Here is a 15217-nt window from a genome sequence, read left to right on the forward strand (position 1 = left end):
CGCGATCAACAACCTGTTTGACTGCTTCGATTTTAAACTCTTCGGGATAACGCTTACCGCTCATGGGCACCTCTCTTTAAGCCATCTTAAATGACTCCGAGGTGTCTGTTAAAGCCGTGGCGATTCACTTTGGCTTTATAAGTATAAAATCAACAGGGTGTGATCGGTGAATATCAAACTTACTTTAGCAGTCTTGACCTCAACATTCTTGCTCTCAGGGTGTTCTGCATTGCTGCCGTTAAATTACAAATCGTATAACGGTAAAGATGCCGCAACTGTGGTGATACAACAGAGGGAAGAGCAAAGTGGGATGCTTTATATCTTGTTCTACGAGAAAAAAGGCGAATGCTATGATCGCATAGAGCGCTTCCAACTAAGCCCTAATATGTGGGATATGAGTAAGAAACTCATAGTGCAAAAAGTACCACCGGGCAAACTAATTGCTATACAGCAGATTTACAATGCCAAAGATCCTGTAGTGACTATGACCACGTCTACAACCTACACTGGTGTGCAGTGGATCCCTATCATTTCTCAGCCGGGTAAGCGTTACTACTTTGCGGTGAACTATGGTGTTCGTGAAGTTCCAGCAGTTTACCCCATTAGCGTGAATACCGCCCCAGCACAGGTGTTCAGCGAATTCAAACAAGTTCCCCAACCTAACTGGGATGCACACAAGATTTGTCAGCATCTTATTGGCGGAAGCTAATACCAGCCTGATGTCAGAAGCGGACATACAGAAATCCGTCGGATGATGCTTAACATAAGTCGTTAACGTTCGGATATGGCAATGTAAGAACTTTCGAGAAGATTTATCGACGTGAAAGCGGAGGGCGATAAGTTTTCCCGCTGGATGCGGTAACTTACCGTCCGGCCGTGGAAAACAGGTTTACTCCGCTTCAGGTCAGGCGCTTAATCGCCAGAGCTTAAAGGGTTTATTTCTTATCCAGCGACCAGGTCGCGCTGCGCACATCAACCTTCACCGGTAGCAGGCCGACGCGGGTGAAGGTGTCTGCCAGCGCCTGCTGTTCCGCAAACACCTGCGGTGACATGCGTGACGCGCCATAAGGCAAGCGTTGCAGCGTGGTCTGCCAGATGGATTTATCCAGACCGGTGGATTTCGCCAGAATCGCGGCGGCTTCATCCTTATGCTGATTGGCCCAGTCGCTCAGCTTGCTCAACTCGTCAACCACCTGCTTAGCCGTTTGCGGGTGGTTTTCGGCAAACGGGCGGCTGGCAAGATAGAAGGTGTAGTGCGGCACCAGACCTTCGGCGTTGCGCACTTCACGCGCGCCGGCGTTGGCTTCGACCTCAGCCAGGTAGGGATCCCAGATCACCCAGGCATCAATTGCGCCTTTCTGGAAGGCGGCGCGCGCATCGGCCGGCGGCAGGTAAACCGGCGTGACATCTTTATAGTTCAGCCCGGCATCTTCCAGCGCTTTCACCAAAAGATAATTGACGTCTGAACCCTTGTTCAGGCCAACGCGTTTGCCTTTGAGATCGGCCACGCTTTTGATGGGTGAGTCTTTCGGTACTACGATAGCTTCGGTTTTAGGGTTGGCGGGGGAATGTCCGAGATAAATCAGATCGGCTTTTGCCGCCTGCGCGAAGGCGGGTGGCGCATCGCCGGTGGCGGCCAGATCGATACTGCCCACGTTGAGCCCCTCCAGCATTTGCGGGCCGGCGGGGAATTCCACCCAGCGCACCGCAATACCCTCTTTTTTGAAGGTCTCATCCAGCGTGCCGCGATATTTCAGCAGCGCAAAAATGTTGGCTTTCTGATAGCCGATGGTGACGGTTTCCGGGTTGGCGGCGAAGGCGTGCGTGGCGAGCAGGCCGAAGCTGAGTGCCAGTGCGCTCAGGGCAAAACGTTGTGCTTTCATGGGACGTCTCTCGTGGTTTTTCCTCCATCCTGGCAAAGTTGCTATATAACCAATAAATAACTTTTTAATATCGCTTATAACTCTAATTCCAGCCTGCATCAGCATTCACTGTAATGGGCAAGTTGCATAGAGAACCGGATAATTAGCACGGTAATAATTTGTATAACAAATCAAAATGTCAACGCCGCAGGCTTCTGTCAGGATAAGCGATAACGTTGCCTGCTATAGGTTGCTCCCGTTCTATGAAGTGGTTTTCCCGAAGCGCCGTACTGTTCTCTGCCAAAACCTGTCTGGCCGCCTTTCTGGCTTTTTATCTTGCGCTGGAACTCAACCTCGACAAACCCGCCTGGTCACTGACCACCGTGTATGTTGCCTCGCAGCTTTATTCCGCTTCGACGGTGTCCAAATCGGTGTTTCGCTTTTTTGGCACCGTGCTGGGCGGGCTGTTTACTCTGTTGATCTATCCGGCTACGGTCCAGTCGCCGATGCTGTTCAGCCTGTGTATTTCACTCTGGGTTGCCGTCTGCCTGTATCTCTCGCTGCACGACCGCACGCCAAAAAGTTACGTCTTCATGCTGGCCGGCTACAGCGCCGCCATTATGGGCTTTCCCGATGTGACCTCGCCAGGCGCCATTACCTATACAGTGATTTCCCGCATTGAGGAAATCACCGTGGCGATTGTCTGCAGCAGCCTGGTGCATCGGCTGATCTTCCCGGTTTCGATGCGCCATCTGCTCGAACAGAGCGTCGGGCTGTGGTATCAGAACGCGCGTAAATTGTGTAGCGAGCTGATGACGGCGATGCCCGCGGCAAAATCGCTGGAGCGCGAGGATATTCTGGTGCAGATGGCCAACTATCCGCTTAACGTCGAAACGCTGATCACCCACTGCGTCTATGAAGGGGATGCCGCGCGGCGGCTGGTGCGGCTGGTCAGCGTGCAGTATCAGCATTTGTCGTACCTGATCCCGACGCTCACCGCCATTGAATCGCGTCTGAATCTGCTGGCACAGCAGCAGATCCGCTTTCCCGATTATGTCGCGACGGCCTTTCAGCAATTTTTACAATGGCTGAACGGTGATGTGCAGCAGCCGGTGCGCGATCGCCTCACCGACGCTCAGGAACAGCTGCAGCAGGCCTGGCGCGCAGGACGGCTTAACAGTGAAGAGAGCATTTTGCTCATCGGCCTGCTGGAACGGTTACTCAACTTTGTCCGTATTGCTGATGCTTACCACAGCGTTAGCGAGCGCGTCAGTGACTGGACGCCAGCGGTGAAACCGGGCAAGGCGTCACGCGCGCACAAGCATGTCGATAAAGGTCTGCTGCTGCTGTCGTGCTTTACTGCCTTTATCGCCACCTTTGCCAACTGCCTGTTCTGGATTGGCAGCGGCTGGCGTGATGGTTCAACCGCGCCGATGATGGCGGCGGTGCTATGTTCGTTCTTCGCCGGGCTGGATAGCCCCATCGCGCCAATGAAGCTGTTTCTGAAGGGCGTACTGATCTCCATGGCGATCAGCCTGATTTACGTCACGCTGCTGATCCCGCAGGCGGTGACGTTTGAAGCGCTGGTGATTTGCCTTGCGCCGGGATTGTTTGCTTTAGGGCTGGTGATCGCCAATCCGTCAACCAACCTGATCGGTCTCATCGTCGCCACGCAGATCCCCGGTTTGATCGGCATGAGCCACCATTTCAAACCCGATTTGCAGCTTATAGTGAATGCCATGATCTCCACGCTGGTGGGCATTGCCGTTGCACTGGTGCTGACGCTGCTGATTCGCAACAAACGCCCGGCGTGGACGGCCACGCGTGCGCTGCGTAAAGGCATTCGCGATCTGCTGCAGTTTATTACCGCGCTGCGCATGAACACCGCCACGCTGACGGCGCGGCAGCAATTTGTCGCACGCACGCTGGACAGGGTAAACGTGATTCTGCCGCGTAAACGTGTCGATCCGGCACCGGAACTGGTGGCGGGCGGTAACCTGATTGCGGAAGCCTGGCTCGGGGCTAACTGCTATGACTATTACACCCGTCATCGGCACCTGCTGCTGGCGAACCAGATAGAAAGCGCGGCCATGTTTCACGAGCTGAGCCAGTTTCTTAAGCAGCGGCTAAAAACTCTGGACAGCACGCCATCGCCGGCGCTGCTGCATGAGCTTGATGTGTTACTGCTACGGCTGGAGGCGGCGGCGCAGCAGGAAAATGCGCTGTTTGCGCCGCTGTTTCATCTGTTCAATATCCGTCTGTCGCTCTTTCCTGGCGCGCGCTGGCCGCAGCCGCTGGCAGAGCAAAACCTCACATAGTGTGATTAAGATCGCACTTTTTGTTAGGTCGGTAATAATAACAATGGTTACTATAACTCCCATGCAGAGCATTCAGCTCTGACCCAAACATTGAAGGAATATGACCATGAAAAACGTAAAAACTCTGACCATCGCTGCTGTTGCTGCTCTTTCTATGATCTCTTTCGGTAGCTTCGCCGCTGAAAGCATCTCCGTTCACGGCAGCACGCTGGATAGCGCTGAAGCCCAGGTTGCCGCTCAGGCTAAAGCGAGTGGTGCGGACAGCTACAAAATCACCAGCGCCCGCGCAGACAACGGCGTGGACATGACTGCTGAGCTGTACAAATAATAACAATCCTTTTCTCCGTTAACGTGCTTAGCCCGGGTTATCCCGGGCTTTTTTGTGCCTGCGATGCGGTTCAGCGCCGCGATGCTTTCAAGCCTTCATTGAATACCGTACAGTGCCAGACGAGCTAATTTCCGTGGGGAACGGTAACTAATGAAAATGATTGGCCTGATTGGCGGCATGAGCTGGGAATCCACCGCGCTCTATTACCGCATCATCAATGAACAGGTAAAGCAACAGCTGGGCGGACTACACTCGGCGCGCAGCCTGATGTACAGCGTCGATTTTCAGCAGATTGAGAAATTGCAGGTCGCCGGTGAATGGCAGCAGGCCGGTGAAATCCTGGCCGAAGCCGCCCGTAGCCTGGAGAAGGGCGGCGCGGATTTCATTGTGCTGTGCACCAACACCATGCACAAAGTCGCCGATCAGATCACCACGGCCACCCGCATTCCGCTGCTGCATATCGCTGACGCCACGGCACAACGCATTCGTCAGGCCGGCGTGAAACGCGTCGGTCTGCTGGCGACCGCGTTTACCATGGAGCAGGAGTTCTATAAAGGCCGCCTTGAGCAGCAATATGACATCGAGGTGCTGGTACCGGACGCTACCGGACGTAAAACGGTGCACGACATTATTTATCAGGAGCTGTGCCTCGGCGTGATCCGTGAAGAATCACGCGCGCGGTACCGTGACATCATCGCTCAGCTGGTGGCACAAGGGGCTGAAGCCATTATCCTTGGCTGTACCGAAATCACGCTGCTGGTTAAAGCGGAGGATGCGGCGGTGCCGCTGTACGATACCACATTAATCCATGCGCAGGACGCGGTGAAGCTGGCGCTGGCAACAAATAACTAGCCTGCTAATTATAATCTGTGTTATTATGTGTTCATTGAAGGCACAACGCCGACCCGCATGGTCGCACAGGGATGTGCCAGAACTGGCTGCCAGCACTGGCAGCCTTTTTTGTGGCTGAAAAAGCGTCAGAACGCTGTTTCCAGTGAATCGGTGACGCAATAGTCATCATCCACCAACGGTAGATAACGCCACTTGTCAAATGCGGTACAGGGATGGGAAATGCCGCAGCCAATCCAGTCGCCCGGTTGCAGCGGATCGTCCGCCGGTAACTGCAAATAAGCGTGCTGATCGTTGACGTCGGTGATGCGCAAATGCGTAGCCGCGCGCGGTGCGCTGCCGTCCGCCTGACGAATCCACAGCGGATTGGGCAGATCCTGATCGAACGGCACATCGCGCCGGCCGAAATCGACAAAGGCCAGCCCCGGCTCCGGACGCGATAACACGCGGCCCCAGATCTCCAGTGCGGCGCTGAAATGGTGCGTTGCACCCGGCTGCGCAAAGGGGGCAATGCGTGCATACAAGCCGCTGTCATGTGCCATGTACGCACCGGATCGAATCAGCGGCGTGACCGGCAGCGGCAACTGTGCCGCGCTGAAGCAGGCCGCGACCACATCAAACCACGCGCCACCGCCGGCGCTGAGAATAATCTCCCCGCTGGCAAACAGCTGGTGTTCAGCCAGCAGCGCGGCGGTCGCGATCATCATCTCGCAGTAATCTTTCACGCGCTGCACGCCTGCGGCATCGCGTCCGGCACCCAGCGCACCTTCATAACCGGCCACACCCACCAGCTGCAGTGAGCGGCTATCATGGATTGCCTGGGCGATTTCCAGCGCAGCCTGCGGCGAGCGACAGCCGGTGCGGCCGCCGCTGACCGACATCTCCAGCAGTACGGCGATCTGCGCGCCACCGAGATGCTGCTCAAGCAGTTTTACGCCCTGCAGCGAATCCACATAACAGAGAAAGCCGTGGTCGGGATGCTGCTGTTGCCACTGGCCAATCCAGCGGATCCCGGCGGGATCGACCAGTTCATTGGCGAGAAACACGTTGCGGATGCCAAACTGGCGCAGCGCGCGCACCTGGGCCGGCGTCGCTGCGCTCAGGCCCCAGGCGCCGCCTTCACTGACGGCACGGCGCAGAATCGCCGGCGACATCGAGGTTTTGCCGTGCGCAGCCAGCATCACGCCGTTTTCCTGGCAGAACGCCGCCAGTTGCCGCAGGTTATTCTCCAGCGCCGATTGTTTCATCAGCATCAGCGGTGAGAAAACGTCAGGGCTGTTAAACACAGGCGTACCGTTAGCCAGCGGCTGATTGCCCGTTCCGGCCACCGATTTAAACCGCGGCGCAGGCTGCAGCGCATCCAGCGCGCCGTCGGCCTGCAAAGGGAAGTGAATCGACATCCTGCCTCCTGTTAGTGCTCAAGCACGCGCGACAAAAACTGCTGGGTGCGCGGATTCTGCGGATTGACAAAAATCTGCTCCGGCGAACCCTGTTCGGCGATCACCCCCTGGTCCATAAACACCACGCGATCGGCGGTTTTACGCGCAAAGCCCATCTCATGCGTCACCACCACCATGGTCATGCCTTCCCGTGCCAGACTGCGCATCACTTCCATCACTTCACCGACCAGTTCGGGATCGAGCGCGGAGGTGGCTTCATCGAAGAACATGATTTTCGGCTCGACCGCCAGCGCGCGGGCAATCGCCACACGCTGTTGCTGCCCGCCGGACAGCTGAGCCGGATAGTGATGCGCGCGCTCCGCCAGGCCAACGCGCGTCAGCGCCGCCATGCCGCGTTTGTTCGCTTCCGCTTCGGACAGCTTCTGCGCTTTGATCAGCGCCAGCGTCACGTTGCCGAGTGCGGTTTTATGCGGGAACAGGTTGAACTGCTGAAACACCATGCCGACGTGGCCGCAAATTTCACTGCTGCGTTTACGGTCATGCAGCGGTACTTCATTGACCCAGATTTCACCGCCGTCGGCGGTTTCCAGACCACTCATAATGCGCAGCACGGTACTTTTTCCCGAGCCGGAGGCGCCAATCAGCACCAGCACTTCGCCCGGCGACACGTCCAGGCTGATCTCTTTCAGTACCTGGGTTGCGCCAAAGGATTTGGTAATACGGCTCAGCGTAATGGCGGATTTGCTCATGATAACTGGCTCCTGGTTTGATGATGTTGAACCCAACGGGAAAGCGGAAAGCAGACAGCGAAGTAGAGCAGGGCGACCAGGCCGTAAACCACCACCGGCTGGCCAATGCGATCGACAATCGCCTGTCCCTGGTGCATCAGCTCCGACATGCCGATCATGCTGACAATCGACGTATCTTTGATCAGCGAAAGATACTGGCCCACCAGCGGCGGCAGCACGATGCCGCGCGTTTGCGGCAGCACTACGCTGAGAAACGTCTGGCGTTTTGATAATCCGAGGATCCACGACACTTCCCACTGCCCTTTCGGCACGGCTTCAATGCCGGCCCGGAACACTTCAGCAATGTAAGCGCCCTGATAAATGCTCAGGCCCAGAATGCCGGCGGCGAACAAATTGATTTCATAGCCAAAATAGGCCACGCCGAAGTAAATGAACATCAGGGTGATCAGTACCGGCGTGCCGCGAAACAGCTCGGTGTACAGCACGGCAATCTCTCTGGCGATCGGCAGACGGCTGGTGCGAAGCACCGCGGCCAGTAAACCGAGCAGGGTGCTGCCGGCGATAGCGGCGATGGACAGCAGTAAGGTGATGACCAGCCCTTTCAGCAGGATTGGCAGCGAGCTGATGATAAGTTCGCTCATAACGCATTCTCCCGTTTCACTGGATTAATCAGCCATTTTTTTGCCCACCGCCAGCCGGACTTTTTTACCGGCGTCACCAGCGGCGGGTGGAACAGCCGGCGTCCGGCCACGGTGCCAAGCCATGAAAACAGGTTGCTCAGCACCAGATACACCAGGGCAACCACGCTGAAGGTCTGGATATAAAGCAGGGTGCGCGCGTTGATCACTGTGGCGGTGCCGGTCAGCTCCGGCAGGGCGATCGCCGAGAGTAGCGACGTACCGAGCAGCAGCTGAATCAGGTTATTGATGATCGCCGGCCAGACGGCGCGAGCCGCCTGCGGCATCACCACGCTGAGGAAAATCTGGTGGCGCGGAATGCCGAGGATATACGCCGCTTCCAGCTGGCCCTTCGCCACGGACTGAATACCGGCGCGGAAGGTTTCCGACAAATAGGCACCGACGTTAATCCCCAGTGCCAGCACGCCGGCGGTAAAGGCGCTCATGGTGATACCGAGCGACGGCAGGCCAAAAAAGATGATAAAAATTTGCAGCAGCACCGGCGTATTGCGGATGAACTCAACATAACAGTGGCTGATCCAGCGCAGCGGCGCCAGCGGTGAAGATTTCGCCAGTGCGGCCAGCAGACCGAGCGCCACCGCCAGCGCGAACGCCAGCAGGGTAACCTGCAGCGTGAGCCACGCGGCCTCCAGAAAGGTGTCGGCGTAACGCCACAGGGTTAGCCATTGATAACTCATGGTATGACTCCTTCAGGCGGCGCAGCCTGTGCGACTGCGCCGTGGGCGGACAATCAGTATTGCGGATTCAGCGGATAACGCGGTTTGCTGCCGAACCATTTCTCATACAGCTGGGCGTTCTCACCGGATGCGTTGATTTCAAACAGGAATTCGTTGAGGTAATTGGTCCATACCTGGTCGCCCTGTTTCACCCCAAAGGCGTTGTACTCCAGTGGTACCAGCGCTTCGTTGGTCACGGCCAGTGACGGATCGAGCTTCGCCTGGTAAGCGAGGAAGTTGTTATCCTCGATCATCGCATCGGCCTGGCCCTGTTTGACGGCCAGAATCGCCGCCTGGGATGAGTCGTACTCCTGAATTTTCACGTCGATGCCGAGGTTGCGCACTTCGTCGCCATTGGTCGAGCCTTTCACCGTGGCAATGGTTTTGCCGGCCATGTCATGCGCAGACTGAATGCCGCTGTTTTTGCGCACCAGCATTGCCTCACTGGCTACTACGTACGGATGGGTGAAGCCAATCTCTTTGGCACGTTCCAGATTGCGGGTGAAGTTACAAAACACCACATCGACTTTGTTGGTTTGCAGATTAGGGATGCGGTTGGCGCTGGTGGTGTTGACCATTTCCAGCTTCACGCCCATCTCTTTGGCCAGCGCTTTCGCCAGGTCAACGTCGTAACCATCCGGGTTGCCGTCTTTGTCATAAAAACCGAACGGTGCGAAGCTCAGGCAGTCACCGACGCGCAATGTGCCGCGCTGCAGCACGGTTTGCAGCGCCGACTGTGGCGCTGCGCCAGTCTCTTTTTTCTCTTCGGTGGGCGTACAGCCTGCTATCGCCAGCAAGACCAGCGCACCGGCCACGGTTTTGGCACTTAATTTCAGCGATGTTGCATTCATCTTTATGCTCTCTTTAAATGTTTGACGAGACGGCGTTATTCCGCATCACCCGTTTAATAGACGATAGCCAGCGCAGCGGCGCACCGCGTATTTCGGGTTATTTTTTTGAAAAAGCAAATGCACTAATTAATATCAGGCTGGCCTGGTGTTGGCGAAGAAAATGAACATCGCAGCCTGGTTGAACGGTATTACTTATTTACGATCGGCGCGGAAACATTTCATGTCCACTTCGACTTTGCAGTCGACCACTAAATCCTGCACGCTACAAATACGCGCCGGTGGATGACCACTGAATATCTCACTGAATACTTTGTTGAAAGAACTGAAATAACGCGCGTCGGTCAACACCGCCGTCACATGGACCACATCCTCCACGCGATAACCCGCTTCGCGCATGATGGTGAGGCAGTTGTCAAACGCTAACTGTGTCTGTTCGATGATGCCGCCCTCTACCACTTCGCCGTCGCGCATCGGCGTCTGGCCTGAGATATACAGCCAGCCATCGGCCTCAACGGCGCGGGCGAACGGCAATTTTTGCCCGCCGGTACCGGTACCGCCCTCAATGCCATAACGTTTGATCGTCATGTCTTTCTGCTCCTTTGCACACTTCTGTTTCTGTCTGATATACCAGACTGCTATCTGCAATACCGGATAGGACGAGATTTGCACAGCTGTTGCTTTTTTGCAATATGGCAATCGGCAATTAATTTTTTGCCGTGCTGGTGCGATCGCAAAATAAAATCCAGTGCCTGATTTTTTTGAATGAAAATGTGACCGCTATCGAATTTGACGGCGAAGCTCATCCTTTTTATGCGCCATAATGGGGCCCGAAAATAGCGCATGATAAATAAAGTCGCCGGAAAGATTTTTATTATGGCGGGGATGGGTAATTTCTTTTTCCGGGTGTATCATGCAGCTCTTTTTAAACGCAGATGAGTAGCACCATAACGACAGGGGAGTGAGCGTATGCCGGATGAAAAAACGTCCCGGGCACGCGGTGTTGACCGGGTTATTGATATTTTTCGTCAGCTGCATATCGCGCGTCAGCCTATGGCGATGCGGGATTTAATCGAAGCGACCGGTGCACCGCGCTCCAGTATTTATGAGCTGGTCAGTTTGCTGAGTGAAGCGGGTCTGGTTGAGCTTGATGCGGAAGGTGCCGTGTTTTTCGGTCGTGAAATGCACTATTACGGTGCGGATTACATGGCCCACAACGATCTAATCCGTCGTGCACATCAGCTTATGGTTGAGATCGTGGCGCGTCATGGCGAAACCGTCCAGCTGTGTATGCTGGAAGGTAACAAATACACCGTGGTGCTGTCGGAGAGCAACGCCCATCCGTTTAAAATCACCTCTGATATCGGTGTGCGCGTGCCGATCACCTGGACGGCGACCGGTCGTTTGCTGCTGAGTAACTGGTCGGACAGCGCCATCCTTGACCTGATTCCGGAGGAGGATTATCGGCTGGCCAGCGGTCAGATTCTCGACAAGCAGACCTTCCTCGAAGAGATTCACCGTGCCGGCCAGCTGGGCTACTGCATGACCGAAGGTCTGTCCGAAAGCTTTACCTGCTGTATGGCTGCACCGATTCGCTCGCGCAGCGGCCAGGCGGTCGCGGCGATCTGCTTTATGGTCAGCCGTGATACCCCGGCGGAACGCCGACAGATGCTGTTGCAGGAGCTGATCGCGTCCGGGCAAAAATTGTCTGATTTCACCTGAGCCGTTGCTTCGCTACAGCTTAATGCGGCGGGCTCCCGGCGCCGTATTATTCGCTTACAACCGCGTGCCGTCGGGTTTATTTTGCCGTGATTAAGGTTGTGTTAAGGTAATTGATAATAATAACTATTTCTTTTACCACGGAGTTTTGGCATGAAAACGCGCCTGTTACTGGCAATGGGGATTCTGGTCTCAACCGCAGCCTGCGCGACTGACTATCCGCTCACCGTCACCGACATGGATGGTCACACGCAAACCATCAGCAAAGAACCGCAGCACATCATTCTGCAGGATGGGCGCGATGTGTTGACGCTGGCGCTGCTCGATCGCGACAATCCGTTTAAACGTGTCGTGGCCTGGAACAATCTGCCGAAAAAGCAGGATACGCAAACCTGGGATATGCTGAAGCGCCGCTGGCCTGAAGCGACAAAAATTGTCGATATGGGCTTCAGCGATCAGGGCCAGGTTAATCTGGAAAGCGTGCTGGCGCAGAAACCGGATCTGATGATTGCACAGCTGCGCGCTAAGCCGGCGCTGGAACAATCCGGCGTGCTGAGCACGCTGAACAACCTGCACATCCCGGTGCTGTTCGTCGATTATGAACTGCATCCGGCACAAAACACCGCCCCGAGCGTCACGCTGCTGGGCAAAGTGCTGAACCGCGAAAGCGAAGCCAAAGCCTACACCGATTTTTACCAGCAGCGCTTCGACCGCATCACCCAAGCCGTTGCGAAGGTCAAAAACAAACCCACGGTATTTATCGAACCCATTGCCGGTAACAGCGATAACTGCTGCTTTACCCACAGCCATAATGGCTGGGGTGGGCTGGTAGAAGCGGTCGGCGGCAAAAATATTGGTTCGGCACTGCTGCCAGGCAATGCCGGCTTTGTCGCGCTGGAAAAAATCATCGCCATGAAACCGGACGTTTACATCATGACCGGTTCAAAGCGGCCAAACAGCAACGTGCTGCCGTTTGGTTACGGCGTGCAGCCGCAGGAAGTACGTGCCACGTTCCAGACGTTATTGCAGCGTACCGGCCTGGCGCAAATCGCGCCGGTGAAGCAGGGGCGCGTATACGGGGTGTATCATCACTTCTACAATCACCCGTACAACATTATCGGCATGGAAATCCTCGCGAAGGATCTCTATCCACAGCAGTTTGCCGATCTCAAACCGGTGGCGGATTTCCATACCCTCGTGAAAACCTTCACTCAACTGCCGGACGATGCCATCGAACTGAGCTATCCGGACAACCAGTAATTGCCCGCAGCGGGCGCCCGGCCCGCTGTTCGCTTTCCCTGAAAGACAAAATCCCCACAAAAAGTGCACGACGATCATGACACTGCATATTGTTATGTTATAACATATCAATATCAGCACCCCTTCAGGTGCGCGTGATGTCATTATTCAGGAGTGATTATGTCAGCTTTATCCACAAACGGCGGCTTCAGGCGGCTGCCGGTCACCGTACTCTCTGGCTTTCTCGGCGCCGGAAAAACTACTTTGCTTAACCATATTCTCAACAACCGCGAAGGCCGCCGCGTGGCGGTGATCGTCAACGATATGTCGGAAGTGAATATTGATGCCGCGCTGGTGCGCGAGGGCGGGGCGGCGTTGTCACGTACCGACGAGAAGCTGGTGGAAATGAGCAACGGCTGCATCTGCTGCACGCTGCGCGAAGATTTACTGCTGGAGGTCAACCGGCTGGCAAAAGAGGGGCGTTTTGATCATCTGGTGATTGAATCTACCGGCATCTCTGAGCCGTTGCCGGTGGCGGAAACCTTTACGTTTGCCGATGAAGAGGGGCAAAGCCTGTCCGCCGTGGCGGCGCTGGATACCATGGTGACCGTGGTGGATGGCTACAATTTCCTGCGTGACTATGATTCCAGCGAAAGCGTCCGCTCGCGCGGCGAATCGCTTGGCGAGGAGGATGAGCGCACGGTAGTCGATTTGCTGATCGATCAGATTGAATTCTGCGATGTGCTGATTCTCAACAAAACCGACCTGATTGATGCGGCGGAGCAGGCACGGTTGACCGCGATTCTGCACTCGCTCAATCCCCGTGCGCGGATTATTCGCGCGCAGTTTGGTCAGGTGGCGCTTGATCAGGTACTGAATACCGGCCTGTTTGACTTCGATGCTGCGGCACAGGCCCCCGGCTGGCTGAAAGAGTTGCGCGGTGAGCACACGCCTGAAACTGAAGAGTACGGCATCCGCAGCTTTGTTTTCCGCGCGCGTCGTCCCTTCCATCCGCAGCGTTTTTACCAGGTGATTACGCAGCACATGCAGGGCGTGGTGCGGTCGAAAGGGTATTTCTGGCTGGCAACCCGCCCGCGTCACGCCGGAACCTGGTCGCAGGCCGGCGGCGTCACACGGCAGGGGCTGGCCGGGATGTGGTGGGCCTGCGTGCCTGAAGATCGCTGGCCGCAGGACGCAGACACGCTGTATTACATCCGCGAAAACTGGCATGAAGGCACGGGGGATGCGCGGCAGGAGATGGTGATCATCGGTATCGATATGGATGAAACCGTGCTGCGTCAGCAGCTGCACCATGCGTTACTGACCGATGAGGAAATGGCGCTGGGGCCAGACGGCTGGGCACAGTTGCCTGATCCGTTTCAGCCATGGTTTGACTGATGCGTCGCCGCGCAGCGGGCTGTGCGGCGACGAACCTATCATCATAATCCGGTATTCATCAGCCGCATCTGGGTGCAGAACGGACACTGACAGCCGCTCACCGCCGTCGCCAGGCGCGCATGCGCTTCGGCAATCGCCAGCGGCTGCGCCTGATCGGTGCTGGCGAGCGCGTTAGCCGGATTCAGCGCCAGCTTTAACGGATCGATTTTCGCCTGAAATGCCCCCGCTTTCGCCGAAGCAAAAGCAATCACTAACAGTGGAACGGTAACCTTCATCGCAGCAACCTCAATCAGAGCACGGGATTGTAACGATATAACATAAACGTGACGCTGTTAAGCGCCTTTATGTGGCGATCCCAGCCACATTGAAACTTCGACGCCATCAGCAAACGGCAGCGAGGTATAGAGGCGGCTGCCGTGGACCATTTCCAGATATTCCGGGCTGAAATCGGCATCATCGGCCACAATCAGGGCACCCGGATGCAACCAGGGCTGCACCAGCTGCAAAATCTCCGGATAGATGGCCTTCGCGCCATCCAGCACCAGCATATCAACGCTGGCTGGCAGGTCCTGACTGAGCGTGTCCAGCGCATCGCCCACGCGAATTTCAATCAGGTCACTGACGCCAGCATCGGCAAAATGATTGCGCGCCAGCGCCACTTTGCCCGGTTCAAACTCGCTGGTGATGATGCGGCCGCCGCCGTTATCGCGCACCGCCGCCGCCAGGTGCAGGGTGGAGAGACCAAACGAAGTGCCAAACTCAACGATATGCTGCGCCCGGCTGCTGCGCGCCAGCATATACAGCAGTTTGCCGGTTTCCCGCGAGACCGCCAGCGGCACATCTTTTAAATGACCGTAGAGTTCGCGGTAATCGGTTTTGCTCTGTAGCAGACGCGTTTGCTCCTCATCGGACATCACGCGAAACGCTTCATTGGTGGGATGCGCCATGTTATCCGCCAGCTCAAACAGATAGTTAAGCAGCGGTGCCAGCGGCGCGGAAGTCAGGGTGTTCATCATCGGAGTTCCTGCATCAGAAGGTGGATTTTGCGTCAGGAACAGAATACGATGAATTACTCGCATTTCACTATTCGCGT

Annotated in this window: 16 protein-coding genes; 7 read left to right on the plus strand and 9 right to left on the minus strand. The window is 56.0% G+C overall.

The window, feature by feature from the left end; genetic code table 11:
- Window positions 1–166: 166 nt before the first annotated feature.
- Window positions 167–709 (plus strand): hypothetical protein, encoded by a 543-nt coding sequence (locus tag F3I21_RS21665; protein WP_150059716.1) that lies wholly within the window; start codon window positions 167–169, stop codon window positions 707–709.
- Between the two features lie 226 nt (window positions 710–935).
- Here F3I21_RS21665 and F3I21_RS21670 read toward each other — a convergent pair whose 3' ends face one another.
- Window positions 936–1883 carry a sulfonate ABC transporter substrate-binding protein gene (locus F3I21_RS21670; RefSeq protein WP_150059717.1) on the minus strand — a complete coding sequence of 316 codons (948 nt, stop codon included), beginning with the start codon at window positions 1881–1883 and terminating at the stop codon, window positions 936–938.
- Between the two features lie 242 nt (window positions 1884–2125).
- On the opposite strand from F3I21_RS21670, the gene F3I21_RS21675 reads away from it, so the two are divergent.
- From F3I21_RS21675 to F3I21_RS21685, 3 genes are all read left to right on the plus strand, one after another.
- Window positions 2126–4180 carry an FUSC family protein gene (locus tag F3I21_RS21675; protein WP_150059718.1) on the plus strand — a complete coding sequence of 685 codons (2055 nt, stop codon included), beginning with the start codon at window positions 2126–2128 and terminating at the stop codon, window positions 4178–4180.
- A gap of 106 nt (window positions 4181–4286) precedes the next feature.
- Window positions 4287–4508: a YdgH/BhsA/McbA-like domain containing protein gene (locus F3I21_RS21680; protein WP_010615756.1), complete on the plus strand. Its 222-nt coding sequence runs from the start codon at window positions 4287–4289 to the stop codon at window positions 4506–4508.
- 150 nt (window positions 4509–4658) lie between these two features.
- Entirely contained in the window at window positions 4659–5360 is a 702-nt protein-coding gene (locus tag F3I21_RS21685; RefSeq protein ID WP_150059719.1) for an aspartate/glutamate racemase family protein, read from the plus strand.
- Between the two features lie 125 nt (window positions 5361–5485).
- Here F3I21_RS21685 and F3I21_RS21690 read toward each other — a convergent pair whose 3' ends face one another.
- The 6 genes from F3I21_RS21690 to F3I21_RS21715 all read right to left on the minus strand — a co-directional run bounded on the left by F3I21_RS21690 (window position 5486) and on the right by F3I21_RS21715 (window position 10356).
- Window positions 5486–6757 (minus strand): alanine racemase, encoded by a 1272-nt coding sequence (locus F3I21_RS21690; protein ID WP_150059720.1) that lies wholly within the window; start codon window positions 6755–6757, stop codon window positions 5486–5488.
- Between the two features lie 11 nt (window positions 6758–6768).
- Window positions 6769–7506 (minus strand): amino acid ABC transporter ATP-binding protein, encoded by a 738-nt coding sequence (locus F3I21_RS21695; protein WP_021508752.1) that lies wholly within the window; start codon window positions 7504–7506, stop codon window positions 6769–6771.
- Window positions 7503–8147 carry an amino acid ABC transporter permease gene (locus F3I21_RS21700; protein ID WP_021508751.1) on the minus strand — a complete coding sequence of 215 codons (645 nt, stop codon included), beginning with the start codon at window positions 8145–8147 and terminating at the stop codon, window positions 7503–7505. Before F3I21_RS21700 ends, F3I21_RS21695 begins: the two co-directional genes overlap by 4 nt.
- Window positions 8144–8881 carry an amino acid ABC transporter permease gene (locus F3I21_RS21705; protein ID WP_150059721.1) on the minus strand — a complete coding sequence of 246 codons (738 nt, stop codon included), beginning with the start codon at window positions 8879–8881 and terminating at the stop codon, window positions 8144–8146. Before F3I21_RS21705 ends, F3I21_RS21700 begins: the two co-directional genes overlap by 4 nt.
- 53 nt (window positions 8882–8934) lie before the next feature.
- The gene (locus F3I21_RS21710; protein ID WP_141495762.1) at window positions 8935–9771 is read right to left on the minus strand and encodes a transporter substrate-binding domain-containing protein; all 837 of its coding nucleotides are present in this window, start codon (window positions 9769–9771) and stop codon (window positions 8935–8937) included.
- Window positions 9772–9963: 192 nt separating this feature from the next.
- A complete protein-coding gene (locus F3I21_RS21715; protein ID WP_021508748.1) occupies window positions 9964–10356 on the minus strand; it encodes a RidA family protein in 393 nt (130 codons plus the stop codon).
- A 381-nt stretch (window positions 10357–10737) separates the two neighbouring features.
- Here F3I21_RS21715 and F3I21_RS21720 point away from each other — a divergent pair, with 381 nt between their 5' ends.
- From F3I21_RS21720 to zigA, 3 genes are all read left to right on the plus strand, one after another.
- On the plus strand, window positions 10738–11490 hold the full coding sequence (locus F3I21_RS21720) for an IclR family transcriptional regulator (RefSeq protein ID WP_010615761.1): 753 nt from the start codon (window positions 10738–10740) through the stop codon (window positions 11488–11490).
- Window positions 11491–11640: 150 nt separating this feature from the next.
- The gene (locus tag F3I21_RS21725; RefSeq protein ID WP_021508746.1) at window positions 11641–12747 is read left to right on the plus strand and encodes an ABC transporter substrate-binding protein; all 1107 of its coding nucleotides are present in this window, start codon (window positions 11641–11643) and stop codon (window positions 12745–12747) included.
- 159 nt (window positions 12748–12906) lie between these two features.
- Window positions 12907–14124 carry a zinc metallochaperone GTPase ZigA gene (gene zigA, locus F3I21_RS21730; protein ID WP_150059722.1) on the plus strand — a complete coding sequence of 406 codons (1218 nt, stop codon included), beginning with the start codon at window positions 12907–12909 and terminating at the stop codon, window positions 14122–14124.
- Between the two features lie 41 nt (window positions 14125–14165).
- On the opposite strand, the gene F3I21_RS21735 is transcribed toward zigA, so the two are convergent.
- Together F3I21_RS21735 and F3I21_RS21740 are read right to left on the minus strand one after the other, a co-directional pair.
- A complete protein-coding gene (locus F3I21_RS21735; protein ID WP_150059723.1) occupies window positions 14166–14399 on the minus strand; it encodes a hypothetical protein in 234 nt (77 codons plus the stop codon).
- A gap of 57 nt (window positions 14400–14456) precedes the next feature.
- On the minus strand, window positions 14457–15137 hold the full coding sequence (locus F3I21_RS21740; protein WP_150059743.1) for an O-methyltransferase: 681 nt from the start codon (window positions 15135–15137) through the stop codon (window positions 14457–14459).
- Window positions 15138–15217 lie beyond the last annotated feature (80 nt).

It is taken from the genome of Pantoea sp. B_9, assembly GCF_008632015.1.
In the GTDB taxonomy this organism is placed as follows: domain Bacteria; phylum Pseudomonadota; class Gammaproteobacteria; order Enterobacterales; family Enterobacteriaceae; genus Pantoea; species Pantoea dispersa.

Coding starts and splice junctions, on each gene's coding strand:
- F3I21_RS21670 (WP_150059717.1), bottom strand. CDS start 1,883: ATGAAAGCACAACGTTTTGCCCTGAGCGCACTGGCACTCAGCTTCGGC.
- F3I21_RS21675 (WP_150059718.1), top strand. CDS start 2,126: ATGAAGTGGTTTTCCCGAAGCGCCGTACTGTTCTCTGCCAAAACCTGT.
- F3I21_RS21680 (WP_010615756.1), top strand. CDS start 4,287: ATGAAAAACGTAAAAACTCTGACCATCGCTGCTGTTGCTGCTCTTTCT.
- F3I21_RS21685 (WP_150059719.1), top strand. CDS start 4,659: ATGAAAATGATTGGCCTGATTGGCGGCATGAGCTGGGAATCCACCGCG.
- F3I21_RS21690 (WP_150059720.1), bottom strand. CDS start 6,757: ATGTCGATTCACTTCCCTTTGCAGGCCGACGGCGCGCTGGATGCGCTG.
- F3I21_RS21695 (WP_021508752.1), bottom strand. CDS start 7,506: ATGAGCAAATCCGCCATTACGCTGAGCCGTATTACCAAATCCTTTGGC.
- F3I21_RS21700 (WP_021508751.1), bottom strand. CDS start 8,147: ATGAGCGAACTTATCATCAGCTCGCTGCCAATCCTGCTGAAAGGGCTG.
- F3I21_RS21705 (WP_150059721.1), bottom strand. CDS start 8,881: ATGAGTTATCAATGGCTAACCCTGTGGCGTTACGCCGACACCTTTCTG.
- F3I21_RS21710 (WP_141495762.1), bottom strand. CDS start 9,771: ATGAATGCAACATCGCTGAAATTAAGTGCCAAAACCGTGGCCGGTGCG.
- F3I21_RS21715 (WP_021508748.1), bottom strand. CDS start 10,356: ATGACGATCAAACGTTATGGCATTGAGGGCGGTACCGGTACCGGCGGG.
- F3I21_RS21720 (WP_010615761.1), top strand. CDS start 10,738: ATGCCGGATGAAAAAACGTCCCGGGCACGCGGTGTTGACCGGGTTATT.
- F3I21_RS21725 (WP_021508746.1), top strand. CDS start 11,641: ATGAAAACGCGCCTGTTACTGGCAATGGGGATTCTGGTCTCAACCGCA.
- zigA (WP_150059722.1), top strand. CDS start 12,907: ATGTCAGCTTTATCCACAAACGGCGGCTTCAGGCGGCTGCCGGTCACC.
- F3I21_RS21735 (WP_150059723.1), bottom strand. CDS start 14,399: ATGAAGGTTACCGTTCCACTGTTAGTGATTGCTTTTGCTTCGGCGAAA.
- F3I21_RS21740 (WP_150059743.1), bottom strand. CDS start 15,137: ATGAACACCCTGACTTCCGCGCCGCTGGCACCGCTGCTTAACTATCTG.